The sequence below is a fragment of the Streptomyces sp. NPDC088554 genome, assembly GCF_044752945.1.
In the GTDB taxonomy this organism is placed as follows: domain Bacteria; phylum Actinomycetota; class Actinomycetes; order Streptomycetales; family Streptomycetaceae; genus Streptomyces.
This window is the reverse complement of the sequence record NZ_JBIVMF010000027.1, coordinates 18,256-39,501: the sequence shown is the minus strand read 5'-3', so window position 1 is coordinate 39,501 and position 21,246 is coordinate 18,256. Positions and strand designations below refer to the sequence as shown.

The 21,246-nt window shown below is 68.8% G+C and carries 19 protein-coding genes; 16 read left to right on the top strand and 3 right to left on the bottom strand.

Annotated features, from left to right (window positions below; translation table 11 throughout):
* Positions 1 to 38 precede the first annotated feature (38 nt).
* The 6 genes from ACIP8W_RS26560 (at position 39) to ACIP8W_RS26535 (ending at position 6,570) form a co-directional block, all read left to right on the top strand.
* Positions 39 to 449, top strand: coding sequence for a GntR family transcriptional regulator (locus tag ACIP8W_RS26560; RefSeq protein ID WP_402150173.1), 411 nt, complete (start codon positions 39 to 41; stop codon positions 447 to 449).
* Positions 446 to 1,405, top strand: coding sequence for an ABC transporter ATP-binding protein (locus tag ACIP8W_RS26555; RefSeq protein ID WP_402150175.1), 960 nt, complete (start codon positions 446 to 448; stop codon positions 1,403 to 1,405). The genes ACIP8W_RS26560 and ACIP8W_RS26555 overlap by 4 nt, the downstream gene beginning before the upstream one ends.
* Positions 1,402 to 2,310, top strand: coding sequence for an ABC transporter permease (locus ACIP8W_RS26550; protein ID WP_402150177.1), 909 nt, complete (start codon positions 1,402 to 1,404; stop codon positions 2,308 to 2,310). Before ACIP8W_RS26555 ends, ACIP8W_RS26550 begins: the two co-directional genes overlap by 4 nt.
* A gap of 441 nt (positions 2,311 to 2,751) precedes the next feature.
* The gene (locus ACIP8W_RS26545; RefSeq protein ID WP_401955367.1) at positions 2,752 to 4,989 is read left to right on the top strand and encodes an RNA degradosome polyphosphate kinase; all 2,238 of its coding nucleotides are present in this window, start codon (positions 2,752 to 2,754) and stop codon (positions 4,987 to 4,989) included.
* Positions 4,976 to 6,130, top strand: coding sequence for a CHAD domain-containing protein (locus ACIP8W_RS26540; protein ID WP_402204908.1), 1,155 nt, complete (start codon positions 4,976 to 4,978; stop codon positions 6,128 to 6,130). Before ACIP8W_RS26545 ends, ACIP8W_RS26540 begins: the two co-directional genes overlap by 14 nt.
* Positions 6,127 to 6,570: an NUDIX hydrolase gene (locus ACIP8W_RS26535; RefSeq protein WP_401955365.1), complete on the top strand. Its 444-nt coding sequence runs from the start codon at positions 6,127 to 6,129 to the stop codon at positions 6,568 to 6,570. The genes ACIP8W_RS26540 and ACIP8W_RS26535 overlap by 4 nt, the downstream gene beginning before the upstream one ends.
* Before the next feature lie 120 nt (positions 6,571 to 6,690).
* Here ACIP8W_RS26535 and ACIP8W_RS26530 read toward each other — a convergent pair whose 3' ends face one another.
* The gene (locus tag ACIP8W_RS26530; RefSeq protein ID WP_401955364.1) at positions 6,691 to 7,017 is read right to left on the bottom strand and encodes a hypothetical protein; all 327 of its coding nucleotides are present in this window, start codon (positions 7,015 to 7,017) and stop codon (positions 6,691 to 6,693) included.
* Positions 7,018 to 7,314: 297 nt separating this feature from the next.
* Here ACIP8W_RS26530 and ACIP8W_RS26525 point away from each other — a divergent pair, with 297 nt between their 5' ends.
* A complete protein-coding gene (locus ACIP8W_RS26525; protein WP_401955362.1) occupies positions 7,315 to 8,181 on the top strand; it encodes a helix-turn-helix domain-containing protein in 867 nt (288 codons plus the stop codon).
* Complete coding sequence (locus ACIP8W_RS26520) at positions 8,178 to 8,393, top strand: DUF397 domain-containing protein (protein WP_401955360.1); 216 nt, start codon at positions 8,178 to 8,180, stop codon at positions 8,391 to 8,393. Before ACIP8W_RS26525 ends, ACIP8W_RS26520 begins: the two co-directional genes overlap by 4 nt.
* 77 nt (positions 8,394 to 8,470) lie before the next feature.
* Here the strand turns inward: ACIP8W_RS26520 and ACIP8W_RS26515 are convergent, their stop codons facing one another.
* Together ACIP8W_RS26515 and ACIP8W_RS26510 are read right to left on the bottom strand one after the other, a co-directional pair.
* Positions 8,471 to 8,947, bottom strand: a complete 477-nt coding sequence (locus tag ACIP8W_RS26515) for an SAM-dependent methyltransferase (protein WP_401955358.1) — start codon at positions 8,945 to 8,947, stop codon at positions 8,471 to 8,473.
* A 34-nt stretch (positions 8,948 to 8,981) separates the two neighbouring features.
* A complete protein-coding gene (locus ACIP8W_RS26510) occupies positions 8,982 to 10,370 on the bottom strand; it encodes a Tat pathway signal protein (protein ID WP_402204905.1) in 1,389 nt (462 codons plus the stop codon).
* 496 nt (positions 10,371 to 10,866) lie between these two features.
* Between ACIP8W_RS26510 and fxlM the strand changes: the two genes are divergently transcribed.
* The 8 genes from fxlM to pstS all read left to right on the top strand — a co-directional run bounded on the left by fxlM (position 10,867) and on the right by pstS (position 21,062).
* Positions 10,867 to 12,141, top strand: a complete 1,275-nt coding sequence (gene fxlM, locus ACIP8W_RS26505; protein WP_402153558.1) for a methyltransferase, FxLD system — start codon at positions 10,867 to 10,869, stop codon at positions 12,139 to 12,141.
* Positions 12,142 to 12,146: 5 nt separating this feature from the next.
* On the top strand, positions 12,147 to 12,326 hold the full coding sequence (locus ACIP8W_RS26500) for an FxLD family lanthipeptide (protein ID WP_401958289.1): 180 nt from the start codon (positions 12,147 to 12,149) through the stop codon (positions 12,324 to 12,326).
* A gap of 152 nt (positions 12,327 to 12,478) precedes the next feature.
* Positions 12,479 to 15,571: a lantibiotic dehydratase gene (locus ACIP8W_RS26495; RefSeq protein WP_402204903.1), complete on the top strand. Its 3,093-nt coding sequence runs from the start codon at positions 12,479 to 12,481 to the stop codon at positions 15,569 to 15,571.
* Positions 15,568 to 16,740: a lanthionine synthetase C family protein gene (locus ACIP8W_RS26490; protein WP_401958290.1), complete on the top strand. Its 1,173-nt coding sequence runs from the start codon at positions 15,568 to 15,570 to the stop codon at positions 16,738 to 16,740. The genes ACIP8W_RS26495 and ACIP8W_RS26490 overlap by 4 nt, the downstream gene beginning before the upstream one ends.
* Entirely contained in the window at positions 16,722 to 17,753 is a 1,032-nt protein-coding gene (locus ACIP8W_RS26485; RefSeq protein ID WP_401958292.1) for a thiopeptide-type bacteriocin biosynthesis protein, read from the top strand. Before ACIP8W_RS26490 ends, ACIP8W_RS26485 begins: the two co-directional genes overlap by 19 nt.
* A gap of 320 nt (positions 17,754 to 18,073) precedes the next feature.
* On the top strand, positions 18,074 to 18,460 hold the full coding sequence (tgmA, locus tag ACIP8W_RS26480) for a putative ATP-grasp-modified RiPP (RefSeq protein ID WP_402152540.1): 387 nt from the start codon (positions 18,074 to 18,076) through the stop codon (positions 18,458 to 18,460).
* The gene (gene tgmC, locus ACIP8W_RS26475; protein ID WP_402204901.1) at positions 18,457 to 19,563 is read left to right on the top strand and encodes an ATP-grasp peptide maturase system methyltransferase; all 1,107 of its coding nucleotides are present in this window, start codon (positions 18,457 to 18,459) and stop codon (positions 19,561 to 19,563) included. The genes tgmA and tgmC overlap by 4 nt, the downstream gene beginning before the upstream one ends.
* A 362-nt stretch (positions 19,564 to 19,925) precedes the next feature.
* Entirely contained in the window at positions 19,926 to 21,062 is a 1,137-nt protein-coding gene (gene pstS / locus ACIP8W_RS26470) for a phosphate ABC transporter substrate-binding protein PstS (protein WP_402204899.1), read from the top strand.
* Positions 21,063 to 21,246 lie beyond the last annotated feature (184 nt).

Below are 21,246 nucleotides of genomic sequence, written 5' to 3'. Positions count from 1 at the left end.
ATCCTTTCACTACTTCCTTAGTGAAAGGGTGGTTGTGGGTGATCGCGTACCGCATCGACCGACGCAGTGGCGTGGCCACCTATCTCCAGATCGTCCAGCAGACCAAGCAGGCGCTCCGGCTCGGCCTGCTGGAGCCCGGCGACAAGCTGCCCACCGCCCGTGAGGTGGTGGAGGCCACCGCCATCAATCCGAACACCGTGCTCAAGGCCTACCGCGAGCTGGAGCGCGAGGGCCTCGCCGAGGGGCGGCGGGGGCTGGGGACCTTCGTACGCGGAACGCTCGGCCGGGGCGCCGCCGATACCGCCCTGCGGGCGGAGCTGACCGCGTGGGCCCGGAGCGCCCGCGCCGGGGGGCTGGACCGGGACGACGTGACCGCGCTGGTCACGTCCGTGATCGAGCAGGTATTCACCGAGACCGACGCGTCCGACATGTCCAGGGGGGACATATGAAAGCGACAGAAACAGGGGCTGCGGCAGGGGTCGCGGCGGTCGAGACCGCCGGCCTCGGCACGCGTTACCAGGTGCGGAAGCGGCTCCGGAAGCAGGACCACTGGGCGCTGCGCGGCTGCTCCTTCCGTATCCCCGCCGGGCGCGTCTGCGCCCTCGTCGGGCCCAACGGCGCGGGCAAGTCCACCCTGCTCGCCCACGCGGCCGGGCTGCTGGCGCCGACCGAGGGCTCGGTCCGCGTCCTCGGCTCGCCAGGACCGGCGCCCGTCCGGGCCCGGGTCGCCTATGTCGCCCAGGACAAGCCGCTCTACCCCCGGCTGACGGTCGGCGAGACCCTGCGAATGGGCCGCGAGCTGAACCCGGAGCGCTGGGACACGGCCCTCGCCGAGCGGATCGTCGCGGGCGGCCCGCTCGACCCCGGCGCCCGGGTCCGTACCCTCTCCGGCGGCCAGCGCACCCGCGTCGCCCTCGCCCTCGCGCTCGGCAAGCGCCCCGAACTCCTGCTGCTGGACGAGCCGATGGCCGACCTCGACCCCCTCGCCCGCCATCAGCTGATGGGCATCCTGCTGGCCGAGGCGGCGGAGCGGGGCACCACCGTGGTGATCTCCTCTCACATCCTCGCCGAGCTGGAGAACGCCTGCGACTATCTGTTGCTGGTCGACGGCGGCCGGGTCCGCCTCGGCGGCGAGACCGACGACCTGCTCGCCGCACACACCCTGGCCACCGGCCCGGCGGGCGACCGGGACGCGCTGGGGCCGTACACCGTCGTCGAGTCCCGTACGACGGGACGGACCCTGACCGCGCTCGTACGGCCGGACGGCGCGGGCCCGCCCGCCGGTGCGTGGCGGACCTCCGTTCCCTCGCTGGAGGAGCTGTTGCTCGCGTATCTGCGCACCCCGGAAGCGCCCGTACTGCTCACGCCGTCCGCGACGACCGGTCGTACGGAGGTGGCGTCATGAGCGCGCTGACCCCGCACGGCCCGGCCTGGGTGACGGTGCGGCTGCACGGCAGGGCGCTGTGGACCGTCCCGGTGCTGCTGGTGCTGGCGTTCGGGCCGCTGTTCTACCTGTGGTGGCGGGCGGCCCCCGGATACGGCGACCTCCTCGCCGCGGGCTGCTCGCTCGACGGCGACACGACCGTGTCCTGCATGAACCGGGCCGACGACTACCGCGCGGTCCAGGGCCGGTTCACGTACGCGTTCCAGCTCGTCGGTCTGCTGCCGCCGCTCCTGCCGATGATCGTCGGCTCGTTCGTCGCGGGCCCGGTGATCGCCCGGGAGCTGGAGTACGGCACCCACCGGCTCGCCTGGACCCAGTCCGTCTCCCCCGCCCGCTGGCTGCTGGCCCGGCTCGCCCTGCCGACCGCGTGGACGGTCCTGGGGACGATGGCGTTCGTCGCGCTCTACCGCTGGACCTGGACCTCCGGCCCGTTCCACGGCGACGAGGCGTACTGGTACGAGAACTTCTCCTTCTACGGACTCGGTCCGGTCCTGGTGGGGTACGTCGTCCTCGCCATCGCCTCCGGCGCGCTGATCGGCCTGCTGACGCGCGGGGTCGTGGCGGCGATGGCGGTCACCTCGGCGGCCATGACGGTCACCGTCCTCGCCTTCGGCATCAAGCTGCGGGGGTACCTGATGCCGGTCACGAGGGAAACGGCGCTCGGCGCGCTGCCGGACAGCGGCTGGGTGGTCGACTGGGTCGAGGATGCGGTGCCGAGCGAGCTCCCTGTCTCCACCACGTTCTACGGCTACCACCCGGCCTCGCACTTCTGGCCGCTCCAGTTCATCGAGACCGGCATCCTGCTGGCCCTGGCGGCGCTGGCGCTCGCCCTGGCCTTCCGGACGCTGCGCAGGCTGCACGCCTGACCAATCGGCCCGTCCTGTACGACCTGCCCGACCTGTACGGGACGACCACGCGGGACGCCGGGGGCACAGGGGACTCCCGGGGTCCCGTGCGGTCGTACATGCGGCCGTACCAGCCATACACAGGCGGGTCCTGCAAGCAGCCGCGCGGCCCGTACCAGCCGCACACAGGCGGGTCCTGCAAGCAGTCGCACAACCGCACGTACCAGCCGCACACAGGCCCGTACAGTCGTACAAACCGACGAGAAACCCGCCCCCGCCGCCCCGCCAGTCCCCATCCCGCTTTCCTCCACGTCATGTCGCCGTTACCGGCCATTCAGAAGTCCTTGCGACCCTCACTGAATGCAGCCCGCTCTGCCCCCCGCAGCGAGGAACGGCAGGATCCACCTCGCCCCCGCTCTCTCCGACGCGCCTGTCCTCCCCTCCGCGCGGAACAATGGGGATATGAGCCACCAGCCCGCCGAGGTCCCGGTCCAGCACGCGCAGCAGCCGTCGGTCGGTTTCATCGCCGCCCATCGGCCCCATACGGTCGCCGCGACCGGGTCCGCAGGAGACCTTGAGCCCGACCTCGACGCCGATCTCGACATGTACGAGGAGTCCGGCGGCCACGAAGGAAACGAGCTGCCCCAGGGGCGCTTCCTCGACCGCGAGCGCAGTTGGCTCGCATTCAACGAACGCGTCCTGGAACTGGCCGAGGATCCCACCACCCCGCTCCTCGAACGGGCTAATTTTCTCGCGATCTTCGCGTCCAACCTGGACGAGTTCTTCATGGTCAGGGTGGCCGGCCTCAAACGCCGCATCGCGACCGGCGTCGCCACCCGCTCCGCGTCCGGCCTCCAGCCGCGCGAGGTCCTCGACCTGATCTGGACCCGCTCGCGCGAGATCATGGCCCGGCACGCCGCCTGCTACCAGCAGGATGTCGCCCCCGCCCTGGCCGACGAGGGCATCCATATAGTCCGCTGGCCCGAGCTGACGGAGAAGGAGCAGGCGCGGCTCTTCACCCTCTTCCGCCAGCAGATCTTCCCGGTGCTGACACCGCTGGCGGTGGACCCGGCCCACCCGTTCCCGTACATCTCCGGTCTGTCGCTCAATCTGGCCGTCGTCGTACGCAACCCGGTCAGCGGCCACCGCCACTTCGCGCGCGTCAAGGTGCCGCCGCTGCTGTCGCGCTTCCTGGAGGCGTCGCCCTCGCGGTACGTACCGCTGGAAGATGTGATCGCGGCCCACCTCGAAGAGCTGTTCCCCGGGATGGAGGTCCTGGCGCACCACATGTTCCGGGTCACCCGCAACGAGGACCTGGAGGTGGAGGAGGACGACGCCGAGAACCTCCTCAAGGCGCTGGAGAAGGAGCTGATGCGGCGCCGCTTCGGGCCGCCGGTGCGGCTGGAGGTCGAGGAGTCCATCGACCCGTACGTCCTCGACCTGCTGGTACGCGAGCTGAAGGTGTCCGACTCGGAGGTCTATCCGCTGCCGGGGCCGCTGGATCTGACGGCGCTCTTCGGGATCTCGTCGCTGGACCGTCCCGAGCTGAAGTTCCCCCGGTTCATCGCGGGCACGCATCGCGACCTGGCCGAGGTGGAGTCGGCCTCCGCACCCGACATATTCGCCGCGCTCCGTGAGCGCGATGTGCTGCTGCACCACCCGTACGACTCGTTCTCGACCTCCGTCCAGGCATTCCTGGAGCAGGCGGCGGCCGACCCGGACGTCCTCGCGATCAAACAGACGCTGTACCGCACCTCCGGCGACTCGCCGATAGTGGACGCGCTGATCGACGCGGCCGAGTCGGGCAAGCAGGTCCTCGTCCTCGTCGAGATCAAGGCCCGCTTCGACGAACAGGCCAACATCAAGTGGGCGCGGAAGCTGGAGGAGTCCGGCTGCCATGTCGTGTACGGGCTGGTCGGGCTGAAGACGCACTGCAAGCTCTCGCTCGTCGTACGGCAGGAGGGCGAGACCCTGCGCCGCTACAGCCATGTCGGCACGGGCAACTACCACCCGAAGACCGCCCGGCTGTACGAGGACCTCGGCCTCCTCACGGCGGACCCGCAGGTCGGCGCGGACCTGTCCGACCTGTTCAACCGGCTCTCCGGCTACTCCCGCCGCGAGACCTACCGCCGCCTGCTGGTCGCCCCGAAGTCCCTGCGCGACGGGCTGGTCTCCCGGATCAACAAGGAGACCGCCCACCACCGCGCCGGACGGCCCGCCTATGTCCGTATCAAGGTCAACTCGCTGGTCGACGAGGCGATCATCGACGCCTGCTACCGCGCCTCGCAGGCCGGGGTCCCGGTGGACATCTGGGTACGCGGCATCTGTGCCGTACGGCCGGGGATGGCGGGGCTCTCCGAGAACATTCGGGTACGCTCCGTGCTCGGCCGGTTCCTGGAGCACTCCCGGATCTTCGCCTTCGGCAACGGCGGGGAACCCGAGGTCTGGCTCGGCAGCGCCGACATGATGCACCGCAACCTCGACCGCCGCATCGAGGCGCTGGTGCGGCTGACCGACCCGGCCCACCGCGCGGCCATCACCCGGCTGCTGGAGACGGGGATGTCCGACACCACGTCCTCCTGGCACCTGGGCGCGGACGGCAACTGGACCAGACATGCCACGGACGCGGAGGGCCAACCGCTGCGGCACGTACAGGAAATGCTCATAGACGCCCGGAGGCGACGGCGTGCAGCACCGTGAAGTGGACATGAGACCGGCGGCCGTCGCTGCCGTGCCACCGGCCGTCCCCTCGGTCGTGCCACCGGCCGTCCCCTCGGTCGTGCCACCGGCCGTGCCACCGGTCGTCCCCCCCGTCGGCCCCTCGGTCGTCTCCCCCGCCGTTCCCTCGGTCGTCTCCCCCGCCGGCCCTCCCGATACGGAGCGGCTGACCGGCGGCGAGGTCCTGGCCGGGTATCTGCACGCCCGCGCCGGTGACTTCCTGCGCGCGCTGCGGCAGTACGGCGAGAGCGGCTCCGACAGCGAGGCCGCCGAGGCCGCCGCCCACACCCTGCGCGGCGCGGCCCGCAGGGTGGGCGGCGGACTGCACGCGTTCCGGCCGCTGCTCGACCCGGTCTGGGCGGATCACCTCCGTATGGAACTGGGCTGGCTCTCCGGCACACTCGCCCAGGAACACGCCTGCTCCGAGCGGCTGGCCCGGCTGCTCGGGGCGCTGTCCCGGCTGTCGGGACCGGCGCTCCAGGACGAGGCGCGCCCCGGCCCGCTCGCCGTGGGGGCGTCGCGCGCGGGCGCGCTGCTGGAGCGGCAGCTGACCCTGGCGCGGACCCGGGCCCACTCGGCCACGCTCCAGGCGCTCGGCTCGTCGCGCTTCCACGCGGTGGCCGACGCCGTGGCCGTACTGGGCTCGGAAGTGCCGCTCACCCCGCCCGCGGGCGCGCCGGCGGGCGAGGCGCTGGCCGGTCCCGTCGAGTCGACCGAGCAGCGGCTGCTGGACGCCGTGGCCGCGCTGCCGCTGCGGCGGGTCGGGTACCCGTACACCACGGACGCCCTGGTCCACTGCCTGTCCACCCCCTCGGAGGGGGAGGCACAGGACGCGCCGTGGCACCACGTACGGCAGTTGCTGCGGCTGTACCGCTACGCCCAGGAGGTCCGGTACGCGGGCGGCGCCCCCGACCCGGCCCTCGCGGGGGCGCTGCACGCGCTCGACCTGCACCGGGACGCCGCCGAGGCCGCCGCCGCCGCCGCGAACGCGGCCCGTACCCCCCGGATCGCACCGTCGACGGCGTACGCCCTGGGCGTGCTCCACGCGGACCAACGACACGAGGTGGAGGCGGCCCGCTTCGCGTTCCAGCAGGTGTGGCGGCCGGCGGGGATGACGGGATGAGCGCGCCGACCTGGCGGGACCCGGTGGTGCGGGCGGCGGGGTGCGTGCTGTGGCGGCGGCCCCCGGGCCCGCTCCTCCACGCCGAGGCCATCGAACTGGCCCTGGTGCACCGCCCGAAGTACGACGACTGGTCGCACCCCAAGGGCAAGCTCAAACGCGGCGAGACCGCGCTGGCCGGGGCGCTCCGTGAGGTGCTGGAGGAGACCGGTCACCACTGCGCCCCCGGCCCGCTCCTCGACACCGTCCACTACACGGTGCAGGGTCACCCGAAAGAGGTCACCTACTGGGCGGCCGAGGCGACCACCGGCGCCTTCGCACCCAACGACGAGGTGGACCGCGTGCTCTGGCTCCCCCCGGTGGCGGCCCGGGAGCGGCTGACCCAGCCTCGGGACCGGCTGCTGGTCGACGCGCTGCTCACCTCGTTGCACGCGACGGAGTAGGCCCGCGTCCCGTACCCCATACCCCGTACCCCGGCGCCCGGCCGGGCCCGGTCGCCCGACGTCCACCTTCGGCCGGGGGGCGGCCCCGACCGTCCCCCGCCGAAGCCCCCCGGAACACACCTAACCGAGCCCGCCCCCGATACCGCCCTCACACCCGGGCAGCCCCAGCCGTAACCCCCGGCTCTCCGCGATGACCAACACGTCCCGCAGCGCATCCGTCAACCGGGCGGCCAGACAGTCCACTTCCAGTTCCTCGGGCCCGCCCTCCGCGAACAGGTCCAGCGCCTCTTCGTGCAGCCTCTCCGCCCACGCGAGCTGTACGGCTTCGACCCGATCGGCAAGCCGGGACACCGGGCCGGTGCCGATGCCGTCCGCCGAGAGATAACAGGGCCGACCGCTCTCATCGGTCCAGGGCAGCTGCCGCAGGGGGCGTCCGTCGAGGTTCACCGGGACGCCTCCGAGCAGCAGATATGGAGCAATCCGACGTCCATAGGTTGAGTCATGTCATCAACTCTCTTTGAGGCCATGGGCACCGGGCGGTGTTCCCGCATGCCGACGAACGCGCACCAGAAGATCGCTTCACGCAATCAATCCATCACCATGTGCAACATGACAAAGCATGGAGGCAAGAAAGGTTTCTCAGCAAGAGGCTCGGGACCCTTTCTTAATAATGTGACGAAGTGACATGCTTCGGACCCGGGCCTCTGTGTAGAGTCCGCACCGAGAGAGAGGCGGTGACCACGTATGGCTGATGCCCGTCCTAATCTGATGCGCCGCCGACTCGGCTTGGCGCTCCGCACGTTGAGGCAGCGATCCGGCCTCAACCTTCCCGACGCGGTGAGGCTGCTGGGGCTTTCGGGATCCTCTGCCCTGAGCAAAATCGAAAATGGCAAGCAGCGAGTCCCGGCAGCCACGCTGGACAAGTACTTTCAGGCATACGAAGTACACGACGAACAGCGGATACTGGAGATCAGGCAGCTGGCCGCACAGGCTTCCTCGTCACGTCGCACCAACCTGTTCGACCAGTACCGAGACGCCGTCCGCGATCCCTTCGCCGACTACCTCGAACTCGAAGAGCTCGCCGCGCACGCCGACTGGTACGCCGCCCAACTGATTCCCGGGCTGCTACAGACACCGGAGTACGCGTACGCCGTGATCGAAGGCAGCGGCAAGTGGAACACCGCGCGCGAGGTGCGCACCTTCGTGGAGCTGCGCATGAAACGTCAGCAGGTACTCCGGCGTGATCGCCCGCTGTCCATGTGGTGCGTACTGGACGAGGCTGCGCTACGTCGAGCCATGGGAGGTAAGCAGGTGCTCGCAGGGCAGCTTCAGCATCTGCTGGACGTCTCGGATGAGCTTCCCGGAGTAGAGATTCAAGTGCTCCCCTTCGATGTGGGCGTCCACACAGGCATCGATGGCACGTTCACCCTGTTCCGGTTCGACGCGGGCGACCCGCTGACCGTGCTGGAGCCACTGACGAGTTCCCTCTATCTGGAGGAGGATGAGCATGTGGGGCGCTACGAGGTGGCGTTCAACCATCTGCGCGCACGCGCCCTCGACATCCCGGCATCGCGAGGTTTCATCAAAAGCCTCATAGAGGAGGAGAGTTGACCATCGGAATCAACCTGACAGGCGCCCACTGGGCGAAGAGCAGCTACAGCTCAGGGGGCGACAACTGCGTAGAAGTGGCCTCCGCCAACGACACCACGGGCATACGCGACTCCAAAGCCCCCCACGGCCCCCTGCTCACCTTCCCCACTGCCTCGTTCACCGCGTTCCTCGGGGGGATCAAGAGCCCGATAGCAGACCATGATCTCTGCTGACTGAACGTCTGGATCGACCCTGTCGAGATACCACCGCACCGTGCCCGTCTCGACACAGAGCGAGCGGGTGCCCGGGGTCAGCTCTGCGGCTCGCCCCAGTAGTCCCTGAGCATCTCGCCGGGCCAGCTGGGCTCGCAGATCTCGCCGCGTGGGCCCATCTCCTGGAAGTACGGGGCGAGATCGTAGACGGGGCTGCCGTCGATGGCATCCAGATCGGTGACGTGAAGGTCCAGGCCATCGACCTTCAGCAGCCGGGGAAAAGATTGGGCGAGCTGGTTGGGGCGCCGGTGATTGCGGTGAACGAAGGTGCCGGTGGCCGGCCACTGGGGGTTGTTGCGGGGGCTGCGGGCGTGCAAGGCGACGTCGTCGGGGGATGCCTGGTGGAAGTGCCAGACGACCAACAGGTGGGAGAACTCCTCCAGACCCTGGACGACTTCGACGGGGAAGTCCGGATCGAGGCGGATGATCGCCGTGCCGGTCCAGTGGTCGTCGGTTGGTTCGGTCCGCCCGCCGACCACGGTGCCGATGGGCTTGATCTCCAGCGACTTCGACATGCGTACCCCTATTCGACCCTGCGTCGCGACGTGGTCAATCTACCCGGGCAAGGTAGGCGGCAGCCCGAGCGTCCAGCTCGGCAACCATAGGGATCCCACGACGCCGGTAGGGGGAAACAAGGTTGCGCATGTCGACGACCGCCTGACAAGCGCGGCCCGAGTAGATGCCCTCTTCCATGGCGTCCAGGACACTACTCCAGGTGGAACATGCCTCTTCAATGCTGCCGCCCGCCATCTGAGTGGCACCCAGGTATCCAAGGGTCACCGCACGCGTACGGCGGAAGGCAGCTCCGCGTGTTCGTACGCTGCGCCGGAACTGCCGAACAGCGCCCTGACGGTCACCGGAGTCCCTGAGAGTGCAGGCTGTTTCGTGTGCCAAGGACGCCTCAGCGAAGAAAAACGTACGGTTGGGCTCCTTGATGGCTTCATCAGCCGAGGCGAGGTCGTCCTCAGCCTTCAGCAGCGCTTTCGCCGCTGCCTGTTTCCGTCCGTTCGCCGCCAGGCCACGAGCGTGGATGACCGTGAGCAGGGCACGTTCCCGAGGGGTGGCCGACGCGTACCGCTGCCCCGCTACTGAGGCGGCCGACAGGTCGAGGGCCTGTTTATGGAAGCCGAGGTCAAGGGCCTGATGGGCCATAGCACGCAGAATATGACCAGTCAGCGGGGGATCGTCCGCTCGCGCGGCAAGCTTAACCGCGAGGACGAAGTAGCGCTGTGCGACGGCATGTTCCGCGTTGTCAAAGGCCATCCAGCCGGACAAGTAGGCAAGCTCTCCAGCTGCGGAGAACATGGCGCGCCGCACCCGCTCGTCGGGATAGGTGCCTCGTAGGAAGACAGCAACGTCCGTTTGCAAGTACTGGACCAGTGCCTTCCGGCCATGGCCGCCGCCACACTGCTGATCCATTCGGGAGAAAGCCACGGTCAGTTCCTGGACGGTGGCCACATCATCCGGCCCGACGCGCTGTCGTTCGGCTGGCACCGCTGGGGATAACGTCCGGGCCATCGTCTCCCACCATTCCTGGCCGGGCAGGGCGAGGGAGGCCGTCGAGTACACCGCATCAGTCAGGATCTGTCTCCGATCCGCGTCCAAGTCGGCTCTCCCCAGGTCATTCAGCGCGGTTAAAGGGTCGACGCGCCATTCCTGTGCCCCCTCTGTCGGCACATCGAAGACTGCGAACCCAAGCTCCTCCGGTGTGATGACGCGCTTCAGACGACGGGACAGCGCCTGGCTCAAGATTAGAGGTGCGGCACCGGACGGCTGCGTCCCGCCCACCCACATGCTGACGTGGGAACGGCCGATGCCTCCGACTACGGAGAGCTTATTCTCCTGCGCAACACGGTTGTATGCGCTCGCCGCCTGTGCCCGTGACCAGCCCGCTTCGGCCAGATACGCGGCGAGCCGCTCATTTCGTCTGCGCGTCATGGCGCACCCCCGCATGCTGAATGATCTTGTCCACCCTGGCCGATTCGCCTCTATGTTGGCTATCTGGCCCGATCCTGCCTGGTGACACCAATGTAACTGTCGGCGTCATCGGCCCTCGGGCGAACGGCCGGAATCTCACCCTTCCGTATCCGCGCGCAACTGCAAGTGATCTTTGACCACTTTGACCACTCGTCGGGCCTTGCCCTCATACCCAAACTGCCCACTTCGCGGTTGGCTCTACGTGTGTCTACCAGCGAATGACGTTGAGAGGTAACCGAATACGCGCTCGCCCGGGGAGCGAGGAGTCGCCTGTGCGGAAGTTGACACCCGACAGCACGCTCTATCAGCTGCACCGACACAGGCCGCCCAACCCCCTTGATCTACCTGGAGTTGGGCGGGAACCGCAAGAACCGTACAGAAAGAGAGCTGGCCCATGGCGCCTGATGCCCGGCGCGCGCAGTCGAAGAGCGATACGCCCGCTGACACACTCACCGGGGTGACTGAGACCACCAAGAACACCAGCGGTGCGGCCTCCGCCGAGGCGCTGCGCGACGCCCTCACAGACAAGCTGATCAAGCAGGGCATCATCCGGAGCAGGCCGGTGGAGACAGCGTTCCGTACTGTCCCCCGGCATCTTTTCACCCCCGAGGCGACGGTCGGGAAGGCGTATGACGCCGAGTCTGTCGTGGCGACCAAAAAGGACGAGCACGGCATCACCATCAGCTCCGTCTCCGCCCCGGTGATCCAGGCCATGATGCTGGAGCAGGCCGGGATCGAGCCGGGAATGCGCGTCGCGGAGATCGGCTCCGGCGGCGTCAATGCGGCAATGGCGGCCGAACTCGTCGGCAGGGAAGGCGAGGTGATCACAGGGGACATTGACCCGTTCGTGACCGACCGAGCCCGCCGGTTCCTGGACTCGACCGGATACCAGAGGATCCAGGTGGTGACGGCCGACGGTGAAGGCGGCTTTCCCGACCACACCCCGCTCGACCGGCTACTGGTCACCGTTGGCGCCTGGGACATCCCTCCCTCGTGGATGGAACAACTCGCCGCCGACGGGCGGCTCGTCGTTCCGCTGCGGATGCGGGGCCTGACCCGGTCGGTGGCCTTCGACAAGGAAGGTGACCACCTGGTCTCCCGGTCAACAGAAATTTGCGGCTTCGTGACCATGCAGGGGGCCGGGGCGCACAAGGAGCGTCTGCTGCTACTGCGTGGCAAAGAGATCGGGCTGCGCTTCGACGACGACTGGGGAGCCGACGCCGACGCGCTGAACGGGGCTCTGGACACCGGTCGGGCCGAGGTATGGACCGGGGTCACCGTGGGCCGGGACGAGCCCTTCGGCAGGCTTCAGATGTGGCTGGCCACGGCCCTTGACGGCTTCTGTCAGCTGTCGGTGGATACGACGCTGGACACCGGGTTGGTATCTCCGCAGAACCGTATGGCGTGCCCCGCCGTGGTAAACGGCGGCAGCTTCGCCTATCTCGCGATCGACCGGACTGAGGAGATTCCCGGCGCGCCTGTGTTCGAGTTCGGCGTGCACGGCTTCGGACCGGACGGCGAGACGGTAGCCGAGAGGTTCGCTGAGCAAATCCGTGCCTGGGACCGTGATCACCGGCACGGCCCCGACCCCGTGATCTACGTATATCCGGTCGGTGCCCCGGAGGATGCCTTGCCGCAGGGCCGGGTCATCACCAAGCGGCATGTCCGCGTTGTCATCTCCTGGCCCCTGAAGGGTCAGGCCACCGTGCACCAACCGATGAGGGAGAAGTGATCGAGATGGCTGCTGACATCCAGGCGGCGAGTACCACGGCCGCATTCGACTCGGAGTTCACACTCGATGTGAGGGTGGTCGAGGCCGGACTGCCCGTACGGGACCTGCTGCGGGACACGAGCGACAACTGCGGCTCCACCTGCTCAGGCACGGCGTGCGTCTCGTTCGTGGGTGACCCTGCCTGACACCGACCGGAAGGGAGGCGGGGGGGGAGCACAGCCTTCGGCCGTCCTCCCCCCAAACTCACCTCCGCCCGAAGCCAGGCACGTGGCCGGTCGGCGTTTCTCGCACCCGGCCCCAACTCGTACCACCCATACCGGACGAGGGGAACGGACTGATGACAGCGGCGGCACAACGACGCCTCTACGGACACACGGGCGTGCTCATGGTCAGGGCCACTACCTTCCCAGGCGCGCACATGCCGGGATACGAAGCCGAGCTGCCATCGCACAGTGAGGAGACGGGGTGCGAGCGACTGGCCCGTATCTGGGCTCTCAGCGAGCTGCGGAGGGCTGTTGAAGTGGCCAGCCCGCTCCTGGCCCATCGGATCGACACTGCTCTGAAGCAGAACACCACGGATGCAAGAGAGCGGCGGCGCCTGGAACACTCACTCGTCTCATATCTATTGCGCTGGCAAGGCCGAGCGGTCCCGTTCGGCCTGTTCGCCGGGGTCACGTCCGCTCGCATTGGCGGTTCCCCAGCCGTCCGCTGGGGCGTTGACCACCGGGTGAGACTCAGTTCCGACACGGTGTGGCTGAACGGTGTCGTGCGGCACCTGGAACAGCATGCCGCTCTCCTCGACCGGCTCACCGTCACCACGAACAACACTGTCACCGCACGCGGCGGACGCCTCGTCGTGCCCAGCCCTGCCCCACTGGACCCGTACGAGCTGGCGCCGCTGGAACTCACTGTCGGCGCAAGCAGGCCGGTGTCCGCTGCGCTGGAGGCTGCCCGTACGCCTATCCTCTTTGTGGACCTGCGCAAGGGCCTGATGGCTGGGTATCCGGCCGCTGCCCCGGACCAACTCGGCGGCTTGCTGGACGGGCTCCTCACGCATCAGCTTCTGTTGACCAGCCTGCGTGCCCCGATGACCGAGTCGGACGCCCTGGGCCATGTGTGTGCACAGCTGGAGAGCTCGAATGCTGCCTCTCTCCCCGGCCTGGCCGATCTTGCGGGCCAACTGAAAGTCATCCACCAGGAAATGACACGCGTACGACGTGCCACGGCTCACGCCGAACGGACGGCTCTCACCGAACACATGCGACCACTCAACCCCGATGCCCCGCAACCGCTGGTCACCGATCTATGCCTGGACGCGGAGATCACCGTGCCAACCGTGGTAGTCGAGGAAGCAGAGAGCGCCGCTTCAGTGTTGCTGCGGCTGACGCCCTACCCGTACGGCTATCCCCGGTGGAAGGACTTCCACAACCGCTTCCGCCTGCGCTACGGAGCAGGGGCCGTCGTGCCCGTCACTGACCTGGTTGCCGATTCCGGCCTTGGCTGGCCCGCCGGCTATCTCGGCTCCGCTTGGCCCAGCGCCCCGCAGACGTTCACTACCCGGGACGAAGCCCTGCTCGCGCTCGTACAGAACGCCCTCCTCGACGGACGGGACGAGATCATGCTCACCCATCACACAGTCGAGTCCCTCGTGGTCGGCGACCCGGACGAGACCACGGCCCCACCCCTGGTGGAACTGGCATTCCAGCTCCACTCCGACAGCGCCGAGGCAGTCGGACGTGGCCGGTTCGCCCTGTGGGTCTCCTCGGTACCCCGGCCTGGCAGCAGCATGGCCGGACGCTTCGCCGACCTCCTGGCCGAGGAGGACCGTGCCCGGCTCGCCGACTCCTACACTGTTCCCGGCACATCTACCGTGCAGTTATCGTTCCCGCCTCGGCGCCGCCGCAGCGAGAACGTCATCCGCACCCCGCGCCTGCTCGCCGACACCCTTGGCCTCGTCGAACATCCCACTCCTCACTCCGGTGCCCTTGACCTGGACGATCTCGCCGTCACCGCCGACGCCCGGCACTTACACCTTGTCCAGCTCTCCACCTGGCGCCGCGTGGAACCCCGGGTCCTGCACGCGCTGGAAGCCGGGACGCTGACCCCGCCCCTCGCCCGGCTCCTCTCCGAGATCGCCACCGCCCGGTACGCGGTCTTCAAGGGCTTCGACTGGGGCGCCGCCGCGCGCCTGCCCTACCTGCCGCGCCTACGCCACGGCAGGACCGTTCTGGCCCCGGCCCGCTGGCTCCTGTCATCCACCGAACTCCCCACCATCGGCCAGCCGTGGGCTAATTGGGAGACGGCGTTCACCGCCTGGCGCGACCGTCTACGTGTCCCAGCGGATGTACTGGTTGTCGAGACGGACCTGCGCCTGCCCCTCGACTTGAACGTACCGATGCACCGGGAGATTCTGCGCTCTCGCCTGGACCGGGCACGCGAGGTCGAACTGCACGAGAATCCGGTGCCGACCAGCCGCACCACCTCACCGACAACGGGCTGGGGCTTCATGGGCCGCGCACACGAATTCGTTCTCCGTCTGCGCACCACTGCCCCAATCACGGCCGAACTCCGGCGTCTCTCGCCACCCATCACACCCGACGCGGGACACCTACCGGGCCACTCGCGGCTGTTGCACGCGCACTTGACCGGTCATCCCGCCCGCCAAAACGAGATCCTCGCCGACTACCTGCCACAACTCCTCAGCTCCTTGGACGCTCCCGCAGTGTGGTTCGACCGCCACCTCGACACCAGCCACCCCGATCGCGACCAGCACCTCACCCTCACCGTACGGCTGGCGGACGGACAGACATACGGACAGGGAGCCGAGCTCATCGCCAACTGGGCGGCGGCGTTACGCGAGAGCCAGTTGGCTTCCGGGCTCCAACTCGCCACCTACGAACCGCAGACGGGCCGCTTCGGACACAGTGCGGCGCTGGACGCGGCCGAGACGGTGTTCGCAGCCGACACGGCCGCTGCCCTCGCCGAGCTTCACTGCGTACGGCTCAGCAAGATCACAGCCGAGGCGGTCACAGCAGCCTCGCTCACCGACATCGCCGGGTCCTTCGCGGAAACAGCCGGGGCCGGGCTGGAGTGGCTGATCCAGCACCTGCCGCAAGAGCATGGCCGGTTGAATCCCACAACCCGTGAGGAGACCTTCCGGCTGACCGGACCGAACGGCATCGGTGCCCTGCGCACCTTGCCCGGCGGCGGACCGGTCGCGGCGGCATGGCAGCAGCGCCGCACGGCCCTGACCGCCTACCGCCGTGCCCTGGAAAGGCAGCGGGACCCGCTGACCGTGCTGCGATCCCTGCTCCACCAGCACCACGTCCGCGCCCTCGGCGTCGCCCCACACCGGGAAAGCATCACACACCGTCTGGCCCGCGCCGCTGCTCTGCGTCACACCCTCACCAGCCGACGAACCCCATCATGACCGACACCGAAACCATGATCCGCCGCCCAGCGGACCAGTCCCTGGCCAACGGCGCCGCCGGAATCGCCCTGCATCACATCGAACGCGCCCTCACCGGGGCTGGCCCCTGGCAATCCGCACACTCCTGGCTCACAGCCACCGTCAGCCGGCAAATCAGCAGCACCGACACCGCTTGCCTCACCTATGGAGCGCCTGCCGTCGCCTTCGCACTCCACTGCGCCCAAGCCGACGGAACACCCCGCTACGGCCCTGCCCTGAACACCCTCCACCAGTACGTGACCGACCTGGCCCACCGCCGCGTCAGAGCCGCCAACATTCGCATCGACCGGGGCGCTGCCCCGCCATTCGCCGAGTACGACGTGCTCCATGGCCTCACCGGCATCGGCGCCTACTTCCTCCGCAGCGCCCCCGGCAGCGACGCACTCGGCGCGGTACTTGCCTACCTGGTCCGTCTCACCCGGCCACTGCTCATCGACGACCAGACGGTACCCGGCTGGTGGTGCTCCCACGATCCTCATGTCGGCCAGTCGTACGCGTTCCCCGGTGGGCACGCCAACTTCGGCGTCGCACATGGCATCGCCGGACCACTCGCGCTCCTCGCGCACGCTGCCCGGCGCGGCATCACCGTCGAAGGCCACACCGACGCCATGGACGTCATTACTCGCTGGCTGGACGACTGGCGCCAAGAGGGCGAACCCGGGGGCTGGTGGCCTCAGTGGATCACTCTCAAAGAACTCGTCAGCGGTCGCACCACCCAACCCGGTCCCGCCCGCCCGAGTTGGTGCTATGGCACCCCCGGAATCGCCCGTGCCGGGCAACTGGCCACGATCGCCAACGGCGATACACGCAACCAGCAGTATTTCGAGGGCACGCTCAGCAATTGCCTCGCCGATCCCGTACAGACGAACCAGCTCATCGACACCAGCCTGTGCCACGGCTGGGCCGGTGTCTACCAAACCGTATGGCGAGCCGCCCACGACACGACAAACCCGGTACTGCGCGCGATCCTCCCGCGCCTGGCCAACGCCCTGACTCGCCAGGCCCACACCGGCACAGGGAACGAACCCGGCTTCCTCGAAGGCGACGCGGGAGCCGCCCTCTCTCTGCACACCGCCACACGGGACACCACACCGATCTCCGGATGGGACGCATGCCTGCTGATCAGCTGATCTGCCCCCGGGCCATCACACCAGACGCGACAGTGCGCGCCGTACTGTCGGTCCTAGCCGGAACAGACCTCCGGGAAGCAGCCTCTCGCACCCGCTTGGCCCCGGCAGACCTCGCCACCGCTATCAGTGTCTTCAAACAGGCCGGGCACCGCGCGATCGAGCAACAATCATCTATCGGTAACTGGTGGCAGCTCTACATCGAGTTCACCAACTGGACCACCGCCGAGAGCATCGCAGCCGACCACCTCGCGCCCTTGTTGCACCACGCCGAGTCGGACGGCACCCTCGTCGCCTGGTGGTTCATCCGCAAACATCCATGCTGGAGACTGCGCCTTCAACTACCCTTGCACGACAGCCGTGTCAAAGCCGGGTTCACCACGGCCCTGGACGAACTCTCCGCTGTCGGCCACATCCAATGCTGGTGGCCGACCCTCTACGAGGCGGAAACCCCAGCCTTCGGCGGCAGCGCAGCCATGCACGCCACCCACCAACTCTTCCACACCGACAGCCACACCATCCTGAACCTGCCCAGCCGCAAAAGTCCGCTCGGCCGTCGCGAACTCTCCATCCTGCTCTGCACCGTCTTGATACGAGCCGCCGGACTGGAATGGTACGAACAGGGCGACGTGTGGCATCGCGTCTCCGAGGAACGACCGCTGCCAGCCGACATCCCGGCCGACCGGCTGCAAGGAATGGTCCAGAACGTCAGAACACTGCTGTCCGCCGACATCGATCCGGACGGCCCACTGCTCGGCCCGAACGGAGCTATGGCATTCGCCTCCCCATGGGCAGTCGCCTTTAATCGGACGGGCCAAACCCTCGGAGCGGCGGCCCGTGAAGGAACACTCGAACGGGGCCTACGCCATGTCCTCAGCTATCACGTGATCTTCCATTGGAACCGCCTCGGGCTGCCCATGCGAACCCAGAGCGCCCTCGCATGGGCAGCACGCACAGCCATCATGGACCCCCTCCCACCGTCGCCAAGGCGCATCAAACCGAAGGGTAGTTCTTGACTGTGTCTATCGCTGCGGACTCCGTGGGTGAGCCCGCCCGCTGCCGGGCATCGGTAGCTGGGCCGTGGACACCCGGCGGGACCGGCTCGGCGAAGTGATGGGGCACGTCGGCACCCGCGTCCAGCTCCGGCCACCGCGCGGAGGGCTTGAGTGGGACGCCGACCCCGTCAGGTACGACCCTCTACCCGGGCCGAGGAGTTACGAGCGCGGGTGACGGAGCGCAACCACCGGACTCGACTGTGAACAGCGCGCGGCGACCACACCCGCCGGCCGGCGTCCCGTACGTAAATACCCCGCTCCGCACCACCAAGGAGGACCCCTTGTCCACGACAACCGCCCCCTGGGGCATGCGCCGTATGACGCCCCTGCGCAACGGCGGACCCGTCGCGCCGTACGTCGGGATCGATCCCGGGACACAGACCGGACGGTGGATCGGGGACGACGTCCTGGACTGGCGGGCCGAGTACCGCGCCCTGGCCTACGAACCGGTCGACTGCCCCGATGACCTCCGCACCGCCCTCGCCCGCTTCCTCCGCCACTTCGGCCTGCGCTTCGGCGCGTTCGACTTCGCCGTAACCCCCGACGGCGCATGGTGGTTCCTGGAGTGCAACCCGAACGGCCAGTGGGCCTGGCTCGAAGACGCGGTAGGTCTGCCGGTCACCGTCGCCGTCGCGGACCTCCTCCAGAACGGAACTCCCACCTCATGAACACCACCAGCACCGCAGACCCGCGCGCCCGCCTCGCCGAGCGGCTCGCCGCGAACGGTGCGCTGCTCAGCCCCGGCTGGGCGGCGGCCGTACGGTCCGTACCGCGTGAGGCGTTCCTGTCCCACGGGTGGTTCGAGTACGACGGCGGTGGCTGGTACCGGTCCGTGCCGACCGATCCTGTGCGGGCCTACGAGGACGACACCCTCGTCACCCAGATCGCCGGAGGCGTCTTCGCCGATCAGGTCGATGGGCGCGTCGCGGGCGCGCCGTCGTCCTCCTCCACCAGGCCGGGGCTCGTGGTGCGGATGCTCGAAGAGCTGGACGTGTCGCGCGGGGCGCGGGTCCTGGAGGTGGGCACCGGGACCGGTTACTCGACCGCCCTACTGTGCCACGCGATCGGGGACGGCGCGGTGACGACCGTGGAGGTAGACGCCGAGGTGTCGGCGCGGGCCGGGATCGCCCTCGCCGGTACGGGATACCGGCCGCGCCTGGTCGTCGGCGACGGGCTCGCGGGCCACGCGGCGGGCGCGCCGTACGACCGGCTGATCGCCACCTGTGCCGTACGGACCGTCCCGCCCGAGTGGATCGCCCGGATCCGGCCCGGCGGCACGGTGCTGGTGACGGTCGGCGGCTGGCTGCACGCTTCCGAGCTGGTACGCCTCACCGTGTCGTACGACGGAACCGCGAGCGGCCCGGTCCTGGACGGCCATGTCTCCTTCATGCTCGCCCGCCCGCACTTCCCGCCCCCGCTCGGCCTCCTGCCCGACCTCGACTCCGCCGACCCGGCCCCCGCCGGTCTCGGGGCCGACGTACTCGACGACCGGACCGCCCTCTTCCTGGCCCAGTCCGCCGTCCCGGGCGCCCAGCGCCTCGTGCTGGAGCGCGACGGCCGGACGGAGCACGTCCTCGTCGACGTACGTGCCGGGGCATGGGCCGTCCTGTACGAGGAGGGCGGCCGTTGGCTCGTCCGCCAGGGCGGGCCCGAACGCCTCTGGGACGCGGTCACGGAACGCGTGACCCGGTGGACGGAGGACGGCCGCCCGCCCGCCGGACGCATGAGCCTCCGGGTCGGCCCCGAGGGCCAGCGGCTCACCTGGCGCTGAGTACGGGTAACGGACGCCCGCACCATGCCCCTCGTACAAACGCCAGGAAGTACGGACACCGGCATGACAGGGCCCGTCATGGCCGCGGGAACATCCCCGCGCGTACGGGGAGCTTCCACCCGCACTCCGATCGCCCCCGTCACTCTGTGCGACAAACGCCACCGCGTCCCCCGGACACCCAGGTCCGCACCAGGCCGCCCGCCACGGTTCACCTTCCGTTCACTCCGCTCCGTCGGCGCCTTCACCTGTTCTGCCTAATTTCGGCCTTACACGGTGCGCGGAAAGCCTCCGTCCCCACCACCGCCTCGCACGCCGCCGTAGAACGAAGAGAAACCGGCGGCTCCTGGAAGGAAACACCCGAAGTGAAGCTTCAGCGCAAGAACGGGCTGCGCGCCACCGCGCTCGGTGCCCTCGCCGTCTCCGGCGCCCTGGTTCTCACGGCGTGCGGCTCGGACAACAACAGCGACACCTCCGGCGGCTCGGCCACGAAGGCCACCGCCGGGTCCAGTGCGGTGTGCGAGGGTGCCAAGGGCCAGCTGCTGGCGTCCGGGTCGAGCGCGCAGAAGAACGCCATGGACCTCTGGGTGAAGAACTACATGGCCACGTGTTCCGGCGTGGAGGTCAACTACAAGTCGTCCTCCTCCGGTGAGGGCATCGTCGCGTTCAACCAGGGCACCGTGGGCTTCGCCGGTTCCGACTCGGCGCTGAAGCCCGAGGAGGTCGCCGACTCGAAGAAGATCTGCACCGGCGGCGGCCAGGGCATCAACCTCCCGATGGTCGGCGGACCGATCGCGATCGGCTACCACCTGGAGGGTGTGGACAGCCTCGTACTCGACGCCCCGACGCTCGCCAAGATCTTCAACAACGAGATCAAGAACTGGAACGACGCGGCGATCAAGAAGCTCAACCCCGACGCCAAGCTTCCCAACAAGCCGATCCAGGCCTTCCACCGCTCCGAGGACTCCGGCACCACGCAGAACCTCGGCAAGTACCTGAGCGCCACGGCCCCCTCCGTGTGGAAGTACGAGCCCGAGAAGAAGTGGCCCGCCCCCGGCGGCCAGGCCGCGTCCGGTTCCGCCGGTGTGGCCACGCAGGTCAAGCAGGTCGACGGGGCGATCGGTTACTTCGAGCTGTCGTACGCCGTCTCCCAGAAGATCTCGACCGTCAAGATCGACACGGGCGCCGGCACCCCCGTCGAGGCCACCTCCGAGAACGCCTCCACGGCCATCGCCGCCGCCAAGATCAAGGGCACCGGCAAGGACCTGGCGCTCGGCCTCGACTACACCACCAAGGCCGCGGGCGCGTACCCGATCGTCCTGGTGACGTACGAGATCGCCTGCGACAAGGGCAACAAGCCCGACACCCTGGCCACGGTCAAGTCCTTCCTGGCCTACACCTCCAGCGCCGACGGCCAGAAGGTGCTCGCCGACGCCGGCTACGCGCCGATCCCCGCGGAGATCAACGCCAAGGTCCGCGAGACGGTCGCCTCCCTCAGCTGAGGCCAGGCAGAAGCCCAGGCCCAGGCAGAAGCCCAGGCCCAGGCCCAGGCAGAAGCCCGGGCCGAGGCCGAAGCCGAAACCTCGGCCGAAGCCGAGGCCGAAGCCGACCCGCCCAACAACGCGAAACCTGTTGTACGTACGAGTGGGACCGAGCCCCCCGAGCAGTACGGCCCCCCGGTCCCAC